This is a genomic window from Pseudomonas sp. URMO17WK12:I11, from assembly GCF_007677725.1.
In the GTDB taxonomy this organism is placed as follows: Bacteria; Pseudomonadota; Gammaproteobacteria; order Pseudomonadales; family Pseudomonadaceae; genus Aquipseudomonas.
In genome coordinates this window covers 157,325-177,715 of sequence record NZ_VEDF01000002.1, presented here as the reverse complement: position 1 = coordinate 177,715, position 20,391 = coordinate 157,325, and the positions used below count along the sequence as shown (strand labels likewise).

At 64.1% G+C, this 20,391-nt stretch carries 15 protein-coding genes; 12 read left to right on the top strand and 3 right to left on the bottom strand.

Annotation, left to right across the window (positions count from 1 at the left end; translation table 11 throughout):
• Positions 1-1,386: 1,386 nt before the first annotated feature.
• The 5 genes from hisB to hisF are packed head-to-tail and all read left to right on the top strand — an operon-like array spanning position 1,387 to position 4,426.
• Positions 1,387-1,980 carry an imidazoleglycerol-phosphate dehydratase HisB gene (gene hisB, locus FS665_RS04050; RefSeq protein WP_145183813.1) on the top strand — a complete coding sequence of 198 codons (594 nt, stop codon included), beginning with the start codon at positions 1,387-1,389 and terminating at the stop codon, positions 1,978-1,980.
• A complete protein-coding gene (gene hisH, locus FS665_RS04045) occupies positions 1,981-2,619 on the top strand; it encodes an imidazole glycerol phosphate synthase subunit HisH (protein WP_145183808.1) in 639 nt (212 codons plus the stop codon). It begins immediately after the preceding gene.
• A complete protein-coding gene (locus FS665_RS04040; protein WP_027917568.1) occupies positions 2,620-2,880 on the top strand; it encodes a DUF2164 domain-containing protein in 261 nt (86 codons plus the stop codon).
• 27 nt (positions 2,881-2,907) lie between these two features.
• A complete protein-coding gene (gene hisA / locus FS665_RS04035) occupies positions 2,908-3,645 on the top strand; it encodes a 1-(5-phosphoribosyl)-5-[(5-phosphoribosylamino)methylideneamino]imidazole-4-carboxamide isomerase (protein WP_145183805.1) in 738 nt (245 codons plus the stop codon).
• Positions 3,646-3,655: 10 nt separating this feature from the next.
• Positions 3,656-4,426 carry an imidazole glycerol phosphate synthase subunit HisF gene (gene hisF / locus FS665_RS04030; protein WP_145183803.1) on the top strand — a complete coding sequence of 257 codons (771 nt, stop codon included), beginning with the start codon at positions 3,656-3,658 and terminating at the stop codon, positions 4,424-4,426.
• A gap of 145 nt (positions 4,427-4,571) precedes the next feature.
• Here hisF and choV read toward each other — a convergent pair whose 3' ends face one another.
• From choV to FS665_RS04015, 3 genes are all read right to left on the bottom strand, one after another.
• Positions 4,572-5,750 carry a choline ABC transporter ATP-binding protein gene (choV, locus tag FS665_RS04025; protein WP_145183799.1) on the bottom strand — a complete coding sequence of 393 codons (1,179 nt, stop codon included), beginning with the start codon at positions 5,748-5,750 and terminating at the stop codon, positions 4,572-4,574.
• Positions 5,747-6,595, bottom strand: coding sequence for a choline ABC transporter permease subunit (gene choW, locus FS665_RS04020; protein WP_178108297.1), 849 nt, complete (start codon positions 6,593-6,595; stop codon positions 5,747-5,749). The genes choV and choW overlap by 4 nt, the downstream gene beginning before the upstream one ends.
• A gap of 81 nt (positions 6,596-6,676) precedes the next feature.
• Positions 6,677-7,624, bottom strand: a complete 948-nt coding sequence (locus FS665_RS04015) for a choline ABC transporter substrate-binding protein (RefSeq protein WP_145183792.1) — start codon at positions 7,622-7,624, stop codon at positions 6,677-6,679.
• Positions 7,625-8,065: 441 nt separating this feature from the next.
• On the opposite strand from FS665_RS04015, the gene FS665_RS04010 reads away from it, so the two are divergent.
• From FS665_RS04010 to FS665_RS03980, 7 genes are all read left to right on the top strand, one after another.
• Complete coding sequence (locus FS665_RS04010; protein WP_145183789.1) at positions 8,066-9,442, top strand: L-serine ammonia-lyase; 1,377 nt, start codon at positions 8,066-8,068, stop codon at positions 9,440-9,442.
• Between the two features lie 445 nt (positions 9,443-9,887).
• Entirely contained in the window at positions 9,888-10,994 is a 1,107-nt protein-coding gene (locus FS665_RS04005) for a GlxA family transcriptional regulator (protein ID WP_145183786.1), read from the top strand.
• A gap of 239 nt (positions 10,995-11,233) precedes the next feature.
• Positions 11,234-11,734 (top strand): sigma-70 family RNA polymerase sigma factor, encoded by a 501-nt coding sequence (locus tag FS665_RS04000; RefSeq protein WP_145183782.1) that lies wholly within the window; start codon positions 11,234-11,236, stop codon positions 11,732-11,734.
• A 100-nt stretch (positions 11,735-11,834) separates the two neighbouring features.
• Positions 11,835-12,788, top strand: coding sequence for a FecR family protein (locus FS665_RS03995; RefSeq protein WP_145183779.1), 954 nt, complete (start codon positions 11,835-11,837; stop codon positions 12,786-12,788).
• A 300-nt stretch (positions 12,789-13,088) separates the two neighbouring features.
• Positions 13,089-15,869 (top strand): TonB-dependent receptor, encoded by a 2,781-nt coding sequence (locus FS665_RS03990; RefSeq protein ID WP_256674951.1) that lies wholly within the window; start codon positions 13,089-13,091, stop codon positions 15,867-15,869.
• Between the two features lie 25 nt (positions 15,870-15,894).
• The gene (locus tag FS665_RS03985; RefSeq protein WP_145183773.1) at positions 15,895-18,678 is read left to right on the top strand and encodes a M16 family metallopeptidase; all 2,784 of its coding nucleotides are present in this window, start codon (positions 15,895-15,897) and stop codon (positions 18,676-18,678) included.
• Positions 18,675-20,333: an ABC transporter ATP-binding protein/permease gene (locus FS665_RS03980; protein WP_145183770.1), complete on the top strand. Its 1,659-nt coding sequence runs from the start codon at positions 18,675-18,677 to the stop codon at positions 20,331-20,333. The genes FS665_RS03985 and FS665_RS03980 overlap by 4 nt, the downstream gene beginning before the upstream one ends.
• The last annotated feature ends 58 nt before the right edge of the window (positions 20,334-20,391 follow it).

Sequence of the window (20,391 nt, the reverse complement as noted above, 5' to 3'; positions counted from 1 at the left end):
GGCGCATCGCGACTTGCAGTCGCTCCTACGTGGGGTGCGCTTACCCGTTGGGGGCTTTGCGGTCCATCGCGACTTGCAGTCGCTCCTACGTGGGGATGCGCTCACCCCGTTGGGGGCTTTGCGGCGCATCGCGACTTGCAGTCGCTCCTACGTGGGGTGCGCTCACCCCGTTGGGGGCTTTGCGGTCCATCGCGACTTGCAGTCGCTCCTACATTGGGATGCGCTCACCCGTTGGGCGCTTTGCGGTCCATCGCGACTTGCAGTCGCTCCTACATTGGGATGCGCTCACCCGTTGGGGGCTTTGCGGTCCATCGCGACTTGCAGTCGCTCCTACGTGGGGATGCGCTCACCCGTTGGGCGCTTTGCGATCCATCGCGACTTGCAGTCGCTCCTACGTGGGGATGCGCTTACCCGTTGGGCGCTTTGCGGACCATCGCGACTTGCAGTCGCTCCTACGTGGGGTGCGCTCACCCCGTTGGGGGCTTTGCGGTCCATCGCGACTTGCAGTCGCTCCTACGTGGGGGTGCGCTCACACCGTTGGGCGCTTTGCGGTCCATCGCGACTTGCAGTCGCTCCTACGTGGGGTGCGCTCACCCGTTGGGGGCTTTGCGGTCCATCGCGACTTGCAGTCGCTCCTACGTGGGGTGCGCTCACCCCGTTGGGGGCTTTGCGGCCCATCGCGACTTGCAGTCGCTCCTACGTGGGGTGCGCTTACCCGTTGGGGGCTTTGCGGCCCATCGCGACTTGCAGTCGCTCCTACGTGGGGTGCGCTTACCCCGTTGGGGGCTTTGCGGCCCATTGCGACTTGCAGTCGCTCCTACGTGGGGATGCGCTCACCCCGTTGGGCGCTTTGCGGCCCATCGCGACTTGCAGTCGCTCCTACGTGGGGTGCGCTTACCCGTTGGGGGCTTTGCGGTCCATCGCGACTTGCAGTCGCTCCTACGTGGGGTGCGCTCACCCGTTGGGGGCTTTGCGGTCCATCGCGACTTGCAGTCGCTCCTACGTGGGGTGCGCTCACCCCGTTGGGGGCTTTGCGGTCCATCGCGACTTGCAGTCGCTCCTACATTGGGATGCGCTCACCCGTTGGGCGCTTTGCGGTCCATCGCGACTTGCAGTCGCTCCTACGTGGGGTGCGCTCACCCCGTTGGGGGCTTTGCGGCGCATCGCGACTTGCAGTCGCTCCTACGTGGGGATGCGCTTACCCCGTAGGAGCGACTGCAAGTCGCGATGGGCTGCAAAGCAGCCCCAATTGCTCGGTTGTATAGACCTGTAGGCCTGTGCGCCTGCGCAATTCCTTGCCTTGCCATATGTCATCCGCGTTTCAAGCCAGCGCGATCTGGGCCTATAATGGAGCCCTTTTCGCCCCATGATTTTGCGGAGCTGGTGATGGTCGAACGTAAGGCTTCCGTCGAGCGCAATACCCTGGAAACCCAGGTCAAGTGCTCGATCAACCTCGATGGCAGCGGCAAGGCCCGATTCGATATCGGCGTGCCTTTCCTTGAACACATGCTGGACCAGATCGCCCGACACGGCTTGATCGATCTGGATATCGAGTGCAAGGGCGACCTGCATATCGACGATCACCATACCGTCGAAGACGTCGGTATCACCTTGGGCATGGCGTTCGCCCAGGCCATTGGCGACAAGAAGGGCATCTTCCGCTACGGCCACGCCTACGTGCCGTTGGACGAAGCGCTGTCGCGCGTGGTCATCGACTTCTCCGGCCGCCCAGGCCTGCAGATGCATGTGCCGTACACCCGCGCCAGCGTGGGCGGCTTCGATGTCGACCTGTTCCAGGAGTTCTTCCAGGGCTTCGTCAACCACGCCCTGATGACGCTGCACATCGACAACCTGCGTGGGCACAACACCCACCACCAGATCGAAACCGTGTTCAAGGCATTCGGCCGCGCCCTGCGCATGGCCGTGACCCTCGACGAGCGCATGGCCGGGCAGATGCCGTCGACCAAAGGGTGCCTGTAAATGCAGACGGTAGCGGTAATCGACTATGGCATGGGCAACCTGCACTCGGTGGCCAAGGCGCTGGAGCACGTCGGTGCCGGCAAGGTGATGGTCACCAGTGACGCTGCGGTGATTCGCGAAGCGGACCGCGTGGTGTTTCCGGGCGTGGGCGCGATTCGCGACTGCATGGCCGAAATCCGCCGCCTGGGCTTCGACAGCCTGGTCCGCGAAGTCAGCCAGGACCGCCCGTTTCTCGGCATCTGCGTCGGCATGCAGGCGCTGCTCGAGCACAGCGAAGAAAACGACGGTGTAGACTGCATCGGTGTGTTCCCAGGCCAGGTGCGTTTCTTCGGCAAGGACCTGCAAGAACACGGCGAGCACCTGAAGGTGCCGCACATGGGTTGGAACGAGGTCAGCCAGACCATCGACCATCCGCTGTGGCACGACATCAGCGACCGCGCACGTTTCTACTTCGTGCACAGCTACTACATCAACGCCGGCAAGCCGGGCCAGGTGGTCGGTCGCGGCCACTACGGCGTCGATTTCGCCGCCGCCCTGGCAGATGGCTCGCGCTTTGCCGTGCAGTTCCACCCGGAGAAGAGCCATACCCATGGCCTGCAGCTGCTGCAGAACTTCGTGGCCTGGGACGGGCGCTGGTAAATGAGCCGCTCGAAGACCAAGGCCCCGATCATTACCCTGGCTCCCGAAGAGGAACGCGAGGCGCTCGACACACTCAAGCGCTTTCTCGAAGACCGCTTCGAACTGCAGCTGGGTTCGTTCGAGGTGGCCGAGGTCCTTGAGCTGTTCAGCAAAGAAATTGCACCCCATTACTACAACAGGGCGATTGCCGATGTTCAGCTGCACCTCAAGGAGCGGTTCGAGAGCATCGAAAGCGATCTGTGGGCACTCGAAAAGCCCTGAACCCCCAAGAACAGACAGGTTCCCAAGATGCTGATTATCCCCGCTATCGATCTGAAGGACGGTGCCTGCGTACGCCTGCGCCAGGGCCGCATGGAAGACTCCACGGTATTCTCCGACGACCCGGTGAGCATGGCCGCCAAGTGGGTCGAAGGGGGCTGCCGCCGCCTGCACCTGGTCGACCTCAACGGCGCCTTCGAAGGCCAGCCGGTCAACGGTGAAGTGGTCACCGCCATCGCCAAGCGCTACCCGCACCTGCCGATCCAGATCGGTGGCGGTATTCGCTCGCTGGAAACCATCGAGCATTACGTCAAGGCGGGTGTCAGCTACGTGATCATCGGCACCAAGGCGGTCAAGCAGCCTGAGTTCGTCGCCGAAGCGTGCAAAGCCTTCCCAGGCAAGGTCATCGTGGGCCTGGACGCGAAAGACGGCTTCGTCGCCACCGACGGCTGGGCCGAGGTCAGCTCGGTGCAGGTCATCGACCTGGCCAAGCGCTTCGAGGCCGATGGCGTTTCCGCGATCGTCTATACCGACATCGCCAAGGACGGCATGATGCAGGGCTGCAACGTGCCCTTCACCAAGGCCCTGGCCGAAGCCACGTCGATCCCGGTAATCGCCTCGGGCGGCATCCACAACCTGGGTGACATCAAAGCCCTGCTGGAGGCCAAGGCCCCAGGGATCATCGGCGCCATCACCGGCCGCGCCATCTACGAAGGCACCCTCGATGTCGCCGAGGCCCAGGCCTTCTGTGACAACTACCAAGGCTGAGGACGCAATCATGGCACTGGCCAAGCGCATCATCCCTTGCCTGGACGTGGATAACGGCCGTGTGGTCAAGGGCGTCAAGTTCGAGAACATCCGTGATGCTGGCGACCCGGTGGAAATTGCCCGTCGCTACAACGAGCAGGGTGCCGATGAAATCACCTTCCTCGACATCACCGCCAGCGTCGACGGTCGCGATACCACCCTGCATACCGTCGAGCGCATGGCTAGCCAGGTGTTCATTCCGCTGACCGTCGGCGGTGGCGTGCGCACCGTGCAGGATATCCGCAACCTGCTCAACGCCGGTGCCGACAAGGTTTCGATCAACACCGCTGCGGTGTTCAACCCGGAGTTCGTCGGCGAAGCGGCAGACCGTTTCGGTTCGCAATGCATCGTCGTTGCCATCGATGCCAAGAAGGTGTCCGGGCCAGGTGAAGCGCCGCGCTGGGAGATCTTCACCCACGGTGGGCGCAAGCCGACCGGGCTGGATGCCGTTGAGTGGGCACGGAAGATGGAAGGCCTGGGTGCCGGTGAGATCCTGCTGACCAGCATGGATCAGGACGGCATGAAAAATGGCTTCGACCTGGGCGTTACCCGCGCCATCAGTGACGCGCTGGGCATTCCGGTGATTGCTTCGGGTGGGGTGGGCAACCTGCAACACCTGGCAGATGGCATTCTGGAAGGGCACGCCAGCGCGGTGCTGGCGGCCAGTATCTTCCACTTTGGTGAATACACCGTGCCAGAGGCCAAGGCTTACATGGCGTCGCGCGGAATCGTCGTTCGCTGAAACCTTGCTGGGAGGGCGTTGCCCTCCTTTCGCGCCCCCAGGGCGCTCCTGCAGAGACTGCGCAAGCCTCGCTCACGTATCGAACACTGGCCTTGCCGGAACGCCAGAGCGGGCGCGAAAGGGCCGCAACGCGGCCCCATTTGCATCACCCGTGATTCTTGCCGAGCAAGGCGTGGTAAAGCTCGGTATCACCGAGAATCCCCACGACCTTGTCGTTGTCCTGCAGCACCAGCTTGTTACCGGTGTGGTAACGAATCTGCAGCGCCTCACGCATGCCGATGTCGGCATGCACCAGCGTCGGCCTGCGGCCCAGGCCTTCGACGGCCTGCCCAGGCGCCCAGTTCTGCATGTCCAGCCCGTTCTGCCCTTGGCGCGCGCGCTTGATCGAATTGCCTTCGCCCAGGTCCAGCCACGAATCGCCACCGGGGTCCAGGCACACCGAGCCATTGACCCGCTTGCAGTTGTCCAGGCTGCGCATCAGGCTGCGCCCGCACAGCACGTTGAGCGGGTTGGTGTGGGCGACGAAGGTGCGCACGTATTCGTCGGCCGGGTTCAGCACGATCTCTTCCGGCTTGCTGTACTGGATGATCCGCCCGTCCTTCATGATCGCGATGCGGCTCCCGAGCTTCAGCGCCTCGTCCAGGTCATGGCTGACGAACACGATGGTCTTGCTCAGCTTGGCCTGCAGGTCCAACAGCTCATCCTGTAGCCCCTGGCGAATCAGCGGGTCGAGCGCCGAGAACGGTTCGTCCATCAACAGAATGTCGGCGTCCATCGCCAGCGCCCGGGCCAGGCCCACGCGCTGCTGCATGCCGCCGGAGAGCTCGTCGGGCTTCTTGTTGCGCCATTGGGTCAGGCCGACCAGTTCGAGTTTCTCATCGACCAGCTTGCGCCGCTCCTTTTCCGGGCGGCCCTGCATTTCCAGGCCGAAGCTGATGTTCTCGCGCACCGTCAGCCAAGGCATCAGGGCGAATTTCTGGAACACCATGGCAATGCGCTTGGTGCGCATCATCTTCAACTCCGCCGGGGTGCAGTGGGCGATGTCGATGTGCTTGCCTTCGTGCTCGACGAACAGCTTGCCGCGGCTCACGGTGTTGAGGCCGTTGATGCAGCGCAGCAGGCTCGACTTGCCCGAGCCTGAGAGGCCCATCAGGACGCAGATCTCGCCCTTGTTGATGTCCAGGTTGGCTTTTTCCACCCCAACCACCAGGCCGGTCTTCTGCAGGATCTGCTCGCGGGTCTGGCCCTGGTCGAGCAGCGACAGCGCCTCGCGCGGCTTGTTGGAGAAGATGACGTCGACGTCTTCGAATCGAATGATACTCATGCCTCACCCCTTGCCGGCAGTTCCGGCTGCTTGCAGATACGGTCGAGCATGATCGCCAGCAGCACGATCGCCAGGCCCGCTTCGAAGCCCAGGGAGATATCGGCGGTGTTCAGTGCGTTGACCACAGGTTTGCCCAGCCCATCGGCGCCCACCAGGGCGGCGATCACCACCATCGACAGCGACAGCATGATGCACTGGGTAACGCCGGCCGCGATGCTCGGCATCGCATGCGGCAGTTCGATTCGGGTGAGCAGTTGGCGGCGTGAGCAGCCGAAGGCCTTGCCGGCGTCCATCAGCTCTTGCGGGACGTCGCAGATGCCCAGGTAGGTGAGGCGAATGGGCGCGGCGATGGCGAACACCACCGTCGAGATCAGCCCCGGCACCACGCCCAGGCCGAACAGGGTCAGGGTCGGGATCAGGTAGACGAACGTCGGCACGGTCTGCATCAGGTCAAGCACCGGGCGCATGGCGGTGTAGAACATCGGCTTGTGCGCCGCGACGATACCCAGCGGCACACCGATGGCCACGCACACCACGGTGGCGAAGGTGACCTGGGCGAGGGTTTCCATGGTTTCCTGCCAGTAACCCAGGTTGAGGATCAACAGGAATGACACGGCGACGAATGCGGTCAGTGCCCACTTGCGCTGAATGAAGTGCGCGAGCGCGGCGAAGATGGCAATGAGCACGAAGGGGTTGAAGAAGGTCAGGGCGCTGGTGACCCCATGGATCATGAATTCCAGGCCTTGAGCGATGGCATCGAAATAGTTCGCGCCGTTCTGGGTCAGCCATTCGACGAACGACGCGATGTACTGCCCCAAGGGTATTTTCTGATCGATAAGCATGATAGCGAGCTTCCACCTGCAAAGATTGAAATCAGTCCGGGGCGGGCACGGTCCCGCCCCGAGGTAGCGCTACGGCGTATTGCGTTATTGAGCGAGCTTGGCCTTGGCCGCCTCAAGGCCTGGTTTGCCATCCACGGTGGTAACGCCGGCCAGCCAGGTATCGAGCTTGCCGGGGTTGTCCTTGAGCCACTTCCTGGCGGCTGCGTCAGGCTTCATCTTGTCGTCCAGGACGTAGCCCATCATGGTGCTCTCGTCCTTGAGCTCGAACGACAGGTTCTTCAGCAGTTGGCCGACGTTGCTGCATTGCTGCACGTAGCCTTTGCGGGTGTTGGTGTACACAGTGGCCTTGCCGAAGTCGGGGCCGAAGAAGTCGTCCCCGCCGGTCAGGTACTGCATCTTGAAACGGGTGTTCATCGGATGCGGTTCCCAACCCAGGAACACCATCGCCTCACCGCGTTTCTGCGCGCGGTCGACCTGCGACAGCATGCCGGCTTCGCTCGATTGCACGATCTTGAAACCGGCATCCTTGAGGCCGAAGGCGTTCTTGTCGATCATGCTCTGGATGGTGCGGTTGCCATCGTTGCCCGGCTCGATGCCGTAGATCTTGCCGCCCAGCTCATCCTTGAACTTGGGGATGTCGCTGAAATCCTTGAGGCCCTTGTCGTACAGCGCCTGGGGCACGGCGAGGGTGTACTTGGCGTTTTCCAGGTTGGCGCGCACGGTTTCCACCGTACCGGCATCGCGGTACTGCTTGATGTCGTTTTCCATGGTCGGCATCCAGTTGCCGAGAAACACGTCCAGGTCCTTGCCGGCTGCCAGTGACTTGTAGGTCACCGGCACCGAGATCATGGTGGTGTGGGTCTTGTAGCCCAGTGCCTCGAGCACAACGCTGGTGGTCGCCGTGGTGACGGTGATGTCGGTCCAGCCGACGTCGGAGAAGCGTACCGTCTGGCACTGCTCGGGTTCGGCGGCCTGGGCCAGCAGCGGTGCGCTCAGCATCGCGACCAGCAACAGCGAGGGTGAACCTTTCATGGGTGGACTCCTGTGATTTTGTCTTCGGGTTCGCGTGGGTCGCCGGGTTTTCTCAGGGTCCGGTCGACCAGGCCTGCAGAGGGCAGGTTGCGTGGCCGTGCTTTACGAGTCGCTTTCGATAATCCTCCAGCGCCGGGCAATCGCCTACTGGTGGGGTCGTAACCAGTACGCAACGGGTCGCTTCCAGTACGGGCGATGTCGTTTATGGATTTTTCCATCCCTCCCACCGCATTTTTACGTCACAAGCGCGTTTGAAAGCGGCGCATCGATGGCCGAAAACCAGCGGCGCTGCTGGACAAAAGTACGTCGGTTGCAGACGGCGAGGGGGTAGGCAAAAGCCCGATGATGCGTGCATTCCTGGCGGCTCGCAGCTTCAGCCTAGCAGTTGCCCCGCCCTGCGCCTGGCGCGCAGAGACAAGCCCAGCAAGAGGTGATTCGACAATGGCCATCAGCGTGTTCGACCTGTTCAAGATCGGTGTCGGGCCTTCCAGCTCACATACCGTCGGCCCCATGCGTGCCGGCGCCCTGTTCGTCCAGGGGCTGCGTGAGCGCGGTGAGCTGGAACAGGTGCAAAGGATCGAGGTGCGCCTGTACGGCTCGCTGTCGGCCACCGGCGTCGGTCACGGCACTGACAACGCCACCATCATGGGCCTGATGGGCGAATGGCCCGACGCCATCGACCCTAACCAGATCGTGCCGCGCATTGCCGATCTGCGCGAAACCCATGTCCTCAAGCTGGATAACCGCCTGCCCATCGAGTTCGTCTGGGCCCGCGATATGCTGCTGCTGGAAGAGAACCTGCCGTATCACCCCAACGCCATGACCCTGATCGCCGAAGGCGCTCAGGGTGAGCTGCATCGCGATACCTACTATTCGGTCGGCGGCGGTTTCGTGGTCGATGCCGCGCAGGCGGCCAGCGGTGTGCTGGACGCCGATCAGACGGTGCTGCCTTACGATTTCAACAGCGCCGCCGAACTGCTGCGGCTGTGCAAGCAAAACGACCTCAGCGTGTCGCAATTGATGATGGCCAACGAGAAAGTCTGGCGCAGCGAAGCGGAGATTCGCGCAGGCCTGCACAAGTTGTGGGACGCGATGCAGGAATGCGTCAACAACGGCCTCAAGTACGAAGGTACGCTGCCCGGTGGGCTCAATGTGCGGCGCCGCGCCGCCAAGCTGCACCGCAGCCTGCAAGAGATCGGCAAGCCCAACGTGATCGGCTCGACCATGAGCGCCATGGAGTGGGTCAACCTGTTCGCCCTGGCGGTCAACGAAGAAAACGCCGCCGGGGGGCGCATGGTCACCGCGCCGACCAATGGCGCCGCCGGGATCATTCCTGCGGTGCTGCACTATTACATGCGCTTCAGCGACGCAGTGGATGAGTCGAGCGTGGTCGATTTCTTTCTCGCGGCAGCGGCGGTGGGCATCCTGTGCAAGAAGAACGCATCGATCTCAGGCGCCGAGGTCGGTTGCCAGGGCGAGGTCGGCTCGGCCTGCGCCATGGCGGCTGCCGGCTTGGCCGAGGTGCTCGGGGCAACCCCGCCGCAGGTGGAAAACGCCGCCGAAATTGCCCTTGAGCACAACCTGGGCCTGACCTGCGATCCGGTCGGTGGCCTGGTGCAGGTGCCGTGCATCGAGCGCAACGCCATCGCTGCGGTCAAGGCGATCAACGCGGTGCAGATGTCGCTGCGCGGCGACGGCGAGCATTTCATTTCACTCGACCAGGTGATCCGCACCATGCGTGACACCGGCGCCGACATGCACGACAAATACAAAGAAACCTCGCGCGGCGGGCTGGCGGTCAGCGCCATCGAGTGCTGACGGGCTGATCGATCACAAGGGCTTCTGCACGGGCAGCTTGCATCGCCCGGGTAGAAGCCCTTGAGTTTTATCGGTGCGCCAAGCCCCGTTTCAGTGCACGGCGCAGGCGACCGATCGTCGGCTGTCGCAATCGATGTGGGCATTGTCGGTGACACTCAAGAGTGTCGTTTCTGGGCAACTTACCCAACGCGTGTCACTTAATTGCTCAGCAGTTACAGCAACGGCGCTAGGACGCGCGTTTCAGCAGGATCTTCACAACGCTCGAAGTACCTGATTTGGCAGATGAAGACGTCGTTTTCAGGTTTTTTCGATCAGCCGTTCAATTTCAGGCACGGCGTTTGCGTTGGGATTGGAAACCAGCCCCTACACATGAGACGGGGGCAATAACAAGAAATCAGTGCCCGCCTGAGGCACACACCCTGCATTTGTGTGAGGAGAAATCGCGATGACGTCGTACACCTCCGGGAATTCAACCCAGAACCGCACAGCACCCCAGTCCATCGGGTTTCTTCTTCTGGATAATTTCACCCTGATCTCCCTGGCATCGGCGGTCGAACCGCTGCGCATGGCCAACCAGTTGTCCGGCCGCGAGCTGTACCGCTGGCACACGCTCACCGTCGACGGCGGCCAGGTATGGGCCAGTGACGGCCTGCAGATCACCCCCGATGCCGCCATGCACAGTGCGCCACCGATCGACACAGTGATCGTCTGCGGTGGCGTGGGCATTCAGCGCACCGTTACCCGCGAGCATGTCACCTGGCTGCAGGCCCAGGCTCGCCAGTCACGCCGCCTTGGCGCGGTGTGTACCGGCAGCTGGGCCTTGGCCTGTGCCGGTCTGCTCGATGGCTTCGATTGCAGCGTGCACTGGGAATGCCTGGCCGCCATGCAGGAGGCGTTCCCGCGGGTCAACATGAGCACCCGCCTATTCACCCTCGACCGTAATCGCTTCACCAGTTCAGGCGGGACCGCGCCGCTGGACATGATGCTGCACCTGATCAGCCGCGATCACGGCCGCGAGCTGTCGGCAGCCATCTCGGAGATGTTCGTCTACGAGCGTATCCGTAACGAGCAGGATCATCAGCGCGTGCCGCTCAAGCACATGCTCGGCACCAACCAGCCGAAGCTGCAGGAAATCGTCGCGCTGATGGAAGCCAACCTCGAAGAGCCGATCGACCTCGACGAACTGGCCGTCTACGTGTCGGTATCGCGCCGCCAGCTCGAGCGGCTGTTCCAGAAATACCTGCACTGCTCGCCGTCGCGCTACTACCTGAAGCTGCGCCTGATCCGCGCGCGCCAGCTGCTCAAGCAGACGCCGATGTCGATCATCGAAGTCGCCTCGGTGTGCGGCTTCGTGTCCACGCCGCACTTCTCCAAGTGTTACCGCGAATACTTCGGCATCCCGCCGCGCGACGAGCGCGTCGGCTCCAACACCACGCAGCAGGTGGCGATGATGCCAATCCCGCAGGCCATGACCCTGTCGCCGCACAGCGGGCCGATGGCGGCCCTGAGCCAGGCGCGCAACGAGTCGACCTTTGCCAGTGTAAGGCTCTGACACCGAGTCGCCTGCTTCGCGGCTAAAGCCGCTCCCACAGGGTACTGCGCAGTTCTCGAAATCTGTGCAGTACCTGTGGAACCCATAGGTACTGCACAGCCCCCGAAATCTCTACGATCCCTGTGGGAGCGGGTTCACCCGCGAAGAGGCCCGGACAGGCAACACAAATCCAACCGTTGATAATGATTCTCGACTACGGGTAACATCGCCGCCCCCGAAACCCTCTGGCATACCACCTCGTGGCGGACGACAAACTCCAGCTCTACCTGGCCCACCGGGCGGCACTGCTCGACTATGCCGCGCCGATCGTCGGCTGCCGCGCGCGCGCCGAAGATGTGGTGCAGGAAGCCTGGCTGCGTTTCAGCCGCCAGCAGGACGATGCCGACATCCGCCACCCGGCCAGCTACCTGTACCGCATCGTGCGCAACCTGGCCCTCGACCAGACCCGCCGCAGCGCCACGGAAAAGGCCCAGCCCGGCGGCGACGAGATCCTTGCCGAACTGCCGTCCAGCAGCGCCTCGCCCGAACAGGCCGTCACCCAGCAGAATGAACTCAGCGCCATCAGCCGCGCCCTCGAAGAGTTGCCGCTGCGCACCCGCGTGGCCTTCGAGATGCACCGCCTGGGCGGGCATACCTTGCAGGAGGTGGCCACGCACCTGAACGTCTCGGTCAGCCTGGTGCACCAGCTGGTGCGTGATGCCCTCAGCCACTGCATGGCACGCCTGGAGGATGACCTGTGAAAAAACGCCCGGCTGCCGCGTCTTTTGCTGAACGGGGCGACTCTGTGCGACCCTTCGCGGCCATTCGCGCCTCAGAGATCCCCCAGGAGCCATGCCCGACATGACGTCAGCAGACCTCACCGCCAGCCGCCGCGAGCAGGCCCTGGACTGGCTCCTGCGCCTGCAGCAGGCCCCGTACGACCCGCAACTGCGCGAGGCGTTCGAGCAGTGGTGCGCGAGTGATACCGCCAATGCCGAGGCCTATCGCAAGGCCGAAAAGCTCTGGCAGCTCACTGGCCAGCTGGCACCGGCCACCATCGAGCACTGGCCCAAGGCGCCGGTGGTGCAATTGCCTGTACGCCGCCGACGCTGGTGGCTTGGGGCGGCCGTGGCGGCCTGCCTGCTGGTGGCCGTGGCGCCATCCCTGAGCCTGCGCCTGCAGGCTGACTATCGCACCGCCCAGGGCGAGACCCGCGATATCACCCTGGCCGATGGCAGCGTGGTGCAGATGGACAGCGACACTGCCATCGCCGTGGACTACTCCGGCAATCACCGCGACGTGAAGCTGCTGGCCGGGCAGGCGTTCTTCGAGGTGAAGCCCGACAAGACCAAGCCGTTCCATGTGCGCGCCGAGGCGGTCAAGGTGACGGTGACCGGTACGGCGTTCAACGTCGAGCTGCGGCCGGGCACGGTGGGGGTAGATGTGCAGCATGGTTCGGTGCGGGTCGAGGATGTCGCCGATGCGCGTCTGCTCTCGGATGCCCTCACCGCCGGGGAGCGGCTGCGTTATGCCGAGGGGATCGTTCAGGTGAAGACCTTCGTACCTTCGCAGACCGCCGCCTGGCGCCAAGGTCAGTTGATTGCCGATGACCAGCGCGTGGCCGAGCTGGTGCAGGAACTGGCGCGGTACCTGCCGGGAGAGGTGGTGCTGCGGGACAAGGCGCTGGGTGACAAGCGAGTCACCGGTGTTTATGACCTGCGTAAACCTGAGGCGGCCTTGCGGGCGGTGATCCGGCCCCATGGTGGTGAGGTGCGCAGCTATGGGCCTTGGCTGCTGGTGCTTGTTAAGCCTTGAGATTGCTGGGGCCGCTTTGCGGCCCTTTCGCGACACAAGGCCGCTCCCACAGGAGGTCGCATTCCCATGTGGGAGCGGCCTTGTGTCGCGAAAGGGCTGCGCAGCAGCCCCCAAAAATCCCCGCTGAAAAAATAATTTCACAATTTTCTGAAAATTCCCCGAACTGCCCCGTCTTCTCCCCCGCGCGCAACAAATGATATCGATTCGTATTCAATTTTGCTTCCCGGCGACTGCCCGGGGCGGGGATGTGGCATGACTCAAACAACAAGCCGGAAGCCGCGCAGCGCGCGGGGTTGGTCGTTGCGCCTGAAATGTGTGCTGGGCAGTGGCCTGCTGGGCCTGGGCTGCGTATTGCAGGCGCCGTTGCTGTGCGCTGCCGAAGCGCCCGTGAAGCTGGCCCAGACGCACGCTTTCGCCATCCCGGCGCAGAGCCTGGCCGCCGCGCTGATCGCCTTCGGTCAACAGAGTGGCCTGCAAGTCAGCGTCGATGCACAACTGCTCGAAGGCGCCCGGAGCAACCCGGTACAGGGCCACTTCAGCAGCGAGGCGGCACTCTCGCGCCTGCTCTCCGGCAGCGGCCTCACTTGGGACGCCGACGGCGATGTTGTCAGCCTGCGTCTGCTGCACAGCGAAGCCGACACCGGTCCCCTGGAGCTGCACGACACCCTGGTGCTGGGCGATACCGAAGGCAACGGCTACATGGGCGCCACGGTCATCAGCGGCAAAGCCATCCATGCCTTCCCCGGCGCCAACGGCGACATCACCACGCTGCTGCAGATGCACCCCAGCGTGCAGTTCTCCGGGTCGCAGAAAAGCTCCAACACCCCGGGCGAGATCGACCCCGCCGACATCAGCATCAACGGCGCCAAGTTCTACCAGAACAATTTCATGATCGACGGCATCTCGATCAACAACGACCTCGACCCCGGAGCCCACGGCTACAGCGAGAACCGCCAGTTCGACGCCGCACCCAGCAACCCCCACGGCATCGCCCTGGACGCCGACCTGCTGCAGGAAGTGAAGGTCTACGACAGCAACGTGCCGGTCGAGTACGGCGGCTTCAACGGCGGCGTGATCGATGCCATCACCCGCCGCCCGAGCAAGGACTTCCACGGCAAGTTCTCCTACGGCATCAGTCGCTCGGAATGGACCCGCTACCACATCACCCAGGAAGACCAGGAGAGCTTCGACAACTCGTCCTCCGAGCAGTACCAGCCAGAATTCGAGAAGACCACCCTGCGCGGCATGCTCGAAGGCCACCTGACCGACAACTTCGGCGCGATCCTGAGCTTTTCCCAGCGTCGTTCGGTGATCCCGCTCAACCGCTACGACAATGGCTACTCCAGCCCCAATGCCGACAGCCGCGAAGACCAGACCCGGCAGCTCGACAACTACATGCTCAAGACCTATTGGGACGTCAGCGACCGGCTGACCCTGGAAGGCTCGTTCATCCAGGCGCCCCAGGAGAACGTGTTCTTTCGCGAAAACTTCATCAACTCCGGGTTCACCAACACCAACGGTGGCTGGCAGGGCTCGCTGAAAGCGATCTGGGAAGGTGATCAGGCGCGCTGGACCCATACGCTGGCGCTGACCAACCTGTACAGCTCGCGTGAGTCCGATGAAACGGACACCGTCATGTGGTGGTACTCCGACGCCAAGAACTGGGGCAACCCCAGCAGCAACACGGCCAAAAGCGGTGAAGGCGCGTTCGGTGACCTCGACCAGACCCAGCGCGGCGTTGACTACACCCTCAAGGGAGAGTGGCAGACCTTCGAATTCGCTGGCATCAGCCATGGTTTCACCACCGGCCTGGAACTGTCCCAGCAGCACGCCGTGTGGGAACGTGAGCAAACCGGCCAGGGCGTCAGCACTTTCAAGCGCGACAACGGCACCAGCTGCGCCGCCAGCGACCCGTGGTGTTCGGTCAGCCCGTTGCTAAATGGCAATAGCCGCCAGTGGGCCAGTACCCGTACCCAGTACAACGCCGGCAAGATCGACCTCACCGAAAACGCCTACGCCTTCTTCATCGACGATCAGATGCAGATCGGCAAGCTCAGCCTGCGCCCCGGCCTGCGCTTCGAGGGCGACGACTACATGAAGCAGAAGACCGTGTCGCCGCGTTTTGCCGGTGACTACGACTTCTTCGGCGACCGCAGCACCGTGCTGGTGTTCGGCGCCAACCGCTACTACGGGCGCAACCTGTTCAAGTACCGTCTCGCCGACGGCCGCCAGGGGCTGAACACCACCTACACCCGCGCCACCCAGACCGGTGAATGGGTGGGCAGGCAGGTGCTCAATACCAACCGGCTCTCGGACATGAACATCCCCTACGACGACGAGTTGATGCTGGGCCTCGAGCAGCGCTGGCTGGACACCGACTTCCGGCTCAAGTACGTGCACCGCAAAGGCAAGGATCAGGTGGTGCGGGCCTCGTCGCGGGTGCTTGGCCTGGACCCAGCGGAGGGCTACCAGGCCATCTACTACAACTACGTCAATGCCGGCACCAGCGAGAGCGACAACGTTTCACTGACCATCACCCCCAATCAGTCGTTCCGCGTGCTGGGCAGTGTCACCAGCCTGCAGCTGGCGCTGGATTGGTCGCGTAGCAAGAACGCCTACAGCACCTATGAATCAGGCTTCAACGATACCGAATACGCCGATGGCGATGTGCTTTACGACGGCAAGCGCATGGCCTACAGCGAGTTACCGGCCAGCGATTTCAACCGCCCATGGACCGCACGCCTGACGACCATCACCGAGATCCCTGCCTGGCACCTGACCGTCAGCAACTTCTTCCGCTACCGCGGCGCGTACGACCAGATCATCGACACCGGTCGCACCGAAGAGGTGGGTGGTGAGAGCTTGCAGGTATACGACACCGCCTCGGTGGCCGCCGCGCCGACCTGGGACATGCGCGTCAAATGGGAGATCCCCACGGCCCGCGAGCAGGCGCTGTTCGTGGCGGTGGACGTGACCAACGTCACCGACAAGGTCAACCCGATCGTCAGCAACAGCAGCACCGCCCGCACCACCTACGAAATCGGCCGCCAGTACTGGCTGGAAGTCGGCTACCGCTTCTGACCCTATAAGAAACCTGGATACCCTGATGAAAAAGCTCATTGCGGGCCTGCTCGGCCCGCTGCTGCTCGGCGCCTGCGCGGCGCTGCCCGAACCTGACGCGCCGCTGCCCTGGGATGCCCAGGTGGTGCATGGCCAACTGGCCAACGGCCTGGCCTACCGCCTGGTGCGGGAGACCTCGCAACCCAGCCGCCTGGACCTGCGCCTGACGGTCAAGGCCGGTTCCGTGGACGAAACCGACGACCAGGTCGGCGTGGCCCACATGGTCGAGCACCTGACCTTCCACAGCCGCGCCGGCGGCGAGCAGAAGCTGCGCCAGCGCATGACTGACCTGGGCTGGGTCCAGGGCCGCAACTTCAATGCGGTGACCAACTACGAGCGCACCCAGTACCTGATCGGCCCACCCGCCGGCGTGCGCCAGGCGCCGCAGGCCTTGCAGGCGCTGGCCGACCTGGCCTTCGCCCGCGACTACGCCGCCGAAGACCTGGAGCGCGAGCGGCCGATCGTGATCGAGGAATGGCGCGGCGGCCTGGGCGTGGCCCAGCGCATGAACGAACAGCGCACGGCGTCCCAGCGCACCGGCTCGCGCTACCCCGAGCACCGCACCATCGGCAACGAGGCAGCGATCCGCTCGGCCAGCCTGGCCAGCCTCAAGGCCTTCCAGGACCGCTGGTACCTGCCTAACAACATGGTGCTGTCGGTGGTGGGCGATTTCGACCCACAGGCGATGCGCACGCAGATCGAACAGGCCTTCGGCTCGGCCAAGGCCGGCAAGCTCGCCAGCCGCGAGCAGCGTGAACTGCCGCTGGACGACAAGCTGAAAGTATTCCGCCTGCAGGACACGCAATCGGGCAGCAACCAGGTGGCGATGCTGTTCCGCGCCCACGAGCCGGATAGCCGTGGCACCACTCACAAGGCCTTGCGCGAGCGATTGATCGACCGCATGACCCTGGCCGCCATGCTCGACAGCCTGCGCCGCCAACCCCGTGAGCCGGGTGTGCGCAGCCTGATCGTGCAGAAAACCCTGATCGGCGAACACTCCGCCGTGCTGGGCATCGCTGCGGGTGTCGAAGGCCAGGCCCACCAGCAGGCGCTGCAACAGCTGCTGACCGAGATCGAGCGCCTGCGCCAGCACGGTTTCAGCGAGGCCGACCTGCAGCGCGAACGTGAGCACATTCGCAATCTTGGCGCCAAGACCGTGCCCAACCAGGCGCCGCGCACCTTCGAGCAATGGGTCGAGCAGCTCAACAACGCCGCTGTTCAGGGCAATGCAGTGACCGAGCGCCAGGCGACCGCCGAGCGTTATCTGCAGGTGCTGGGCAGCATCGACCGCAAGGATCTGGACGCCCGTTTGCGGCGCTGGTTGGCCAGCCCGGATCGGGTGTTGCAGGTCAGTGCGGCGGGCAATTCCGAAGTAGCGCTGCCAAGCGTTGCGCAGGTCGAGGCGCAGCAGGCCGAGCTGGCTGGCCGTGTGCTCGATGCGCCAGTACAACAGGCCCCTGTAGCCGCCGCGCGACCCAAGGTGGTCATGCCTGCACTGGGCGCAGCGGCGGATATCGTCGCGCGCAAGGCGTTCCCTGAACAACAGGTCGAGCAGTGGCAACTGAGCAATGGTGATCGCCTGGTCTGGCTCAAGCGCAACGGCCCTGAGGGCAACTGGTTGCTGCAGGCAGAATCGTCCGCCGGCTATCAGCAGGCCGACGTGCCGGTCTGGCGCCTGCAGATGGCGGCGCAGCTTGCCTTGCGCAGCCCATCGTCGGGCATGGACCCGCAAGCGCTTGCCGACTGGCGCCAGCAGCAGCGTGCCACGCTCAGCCTCGACCATCAGCCGCAACGCCTGCAAGTCAACCTCGGCGCTGCGCCCGAGCAGTTCCTGTTCCTGTTGCAGAGCTACCGGATGAGCCAGATGGTCAGCGTCGATCCGGCGATTTTCGACGAGGCCCGCGATGAGCTGCTGGCGCGCCTGCGCAGCCGCCCCGATGATGTGCGTGGACGCCAGGAAAGCGCCCAGCGCGCGCTGAAGTACGGTGTCGATCACTGGCAGTCACCGGACGTCGCCAGCCTCGAGGGGCTGACGGTCCAGCAACTGAGCGCCGACTGGTTGCGCCTGGCCAGCGCGCCGGTGACCTATTACCTGATGGCCGACATCGCCCCAGGGCAGCTCGAACCGCTGGTGCGCGAGGCGCTGGCGACCATTCCTCGCCGCCACGCAGTGCCTGGCCAGCCGGCATTGCAGCAACCCGGCCAGCGCCGTGAAGACCTGGCCATCGCCCTGGAACCCCGTGCCGTGCTGCAAGCCAGCAGCTTCCAGCCAAAGGCCTGGAGCCCGGAAGCGGCGGCGCGCGTTGCGCTGCTGCGCGACCTGGCCAACCAGCGCCTGAAGGCCCAGTTGCGCGGCGAGGCGTCCGGCGTCTACCGCCTGCGCTTCGACAGCGAGCTGAATGCCGACACCCAGCGCATCGAGAGCAGCCTGAGCTTTACCTGCGACCCGGCGCGGGTCGACGAACTCTGGGCCATGGCCCAGAAGACCCTGGCCAGCCTGCAACCGGATGCCCAGTGGCTGGTGACCGAGCGCGCCGAGTTCCTGCGCCAGGAGAGCAAGCGCCGCGACGACCCGCAAACCCAGTTCAAGCGCCTGATCCTCAGCGACCGCCACTGGCACGACCCGCGCTACCTGCAAACCCAGGCGCAGTTGCCCGAGGCACTGACCCTGCCTGAACTGCAGCAGCAGGCGAAACAGCTATTCCCACGCGCCAACCAGGTGCAGCTGCGCCTGTTGCCATCGCCGGCGGCGTTGGAGCAGGCGCTGTGAAGACCTTGCGTGCGTTCTACCGCCTCAGCCGCCCGTTCTGGGCCAGCCGCCAGCAGGGGCCGGCCTGGCTGATGCTGGCGGCGGTGATCGGCCTGGGCCTGCTGGTGGTGCAGATCAATGTGCTGATCAACAGCTGGAGCAAGACCTTCTACGACACCCTTGCGGCGTTCGACACCGGAGGGCTGTACGGCCTGGTCGGCGAGTACGCGCTGTACCTGGGCAGCTACGTGCTGATCATCGTGGTCATGGACTACATCCGCAAAGGCCTGGAGCTGCGCTGGCGCCAGGCGATGACCGGGCGCCTGACCGACGCCTGGCTGGCCGACCAGGCGTTCTACCGCCTGGGCCTGACCGGCGAGCCGGACAACCCCGACCAGCGTATCGCCCAGGACATCGACCTGATGGTCGGCCTGAGCATCGAGCTGGTGGCCTCGCTGGTGATCAACCTGGCCCAGGTCGGCGCGTTCGTGGTGATCCTGTGGAACCTGTCGGGGGTGCAGACCTTCAGCCTGTTCGGCGAAACCTTCACGGTGCACGGCTACCTGGTGTGGATCGTGCTGGCCTACACCCTGGCCGGCAGCCTGCTGACGCACCTGATCGGCAAGCCGCTGCACGCGCTGAACTACGAGCGCGAACACCGTGAGGCGGACTTCCGCGCCAGCCTGCTGCGCAAGCGCGACCACGCCGAGCAGATCGCCCTGTACCGCGGCGAGGCCGTGGAGCGCGCACACCTGGCGCAGCGCTTTCGCGCCATCGCCGACAACTGGCGGCAGTTGATGGGGCGTGAGCGCAACCTCAGCCTGTTCACCGTCTCGTATGAGCGCCTGAGCCTGATCATCCCAGTGTTCGCTGCCTTGCCGGCGTTCATGGCCAAGACCATCACCCTGGGCGGGCTGATGCAGATCCGCAGTGCCTTCAATGCCGTGCACGGCTCGCTCAGCTGGTTCATCAAGCTCTATCAGCGGTTGGTGCGCTGGAGCGCGGCGTTGCAGCGGCTGGAGCAGTTCGAGCAGGCGATTGCCGCGAGCCGCCAGCAGGTGCTCGAGGCGCCGCAGGGGCAATGCCTGTGCACCCAGGGGCTGACGCTGTGCAAGCCCGATGGCGGTGTGCTGCTGGACGCGCTCGACCTGCGCGTGGGGCAGGGCGAATGGGTACGCCTTGGCGGGCGTAGCGGGCTGGGCAAGTCGACCTTGCTGCGCACCTTGCAGGGGCTTTGGCCTTATTGCCAAGGTGAGTGGCAGTTGCCGCCCGGGCGCAGTCTACTGCTGCCGCAGAAGCCTTATCTGCCGCGCATGAGCTTGCGTGGGTTGCTGACTTATCCACAGGTCGCGGTTGGCGATGACCGGTTGTTGCTGGACGCACTGGCCAAGGTTGGGCTGGGTGGGCGGCTGGATGACGAGCAAGAGTGGGAGCGGGTGTTTTCAGGGGGTGAGCAGCAGCGGCTGAGCCTGGCGCGGGCGTTGGTTTATCGGCCGGATACCTTGTATCTGGATGAGGCGACCAGTCAGCTCGATAGCGAAAGTGCGCGGGGGTTGCTGGAGATGCTCAGGCGGGAATTGCCTGGGTGCACGGTGGTGGGGGTGACGCACCAGGAGGGTGTGGCTCGGCTGTTCGACCGCACCTTGGAACTGGAGAAATTGGCCGAGCTTGCGTAAGCCAGTGCCGGCCCCTTCGCGGGGCAAGCCCGCTCCTACAAAGAGATCGCGTACCTCT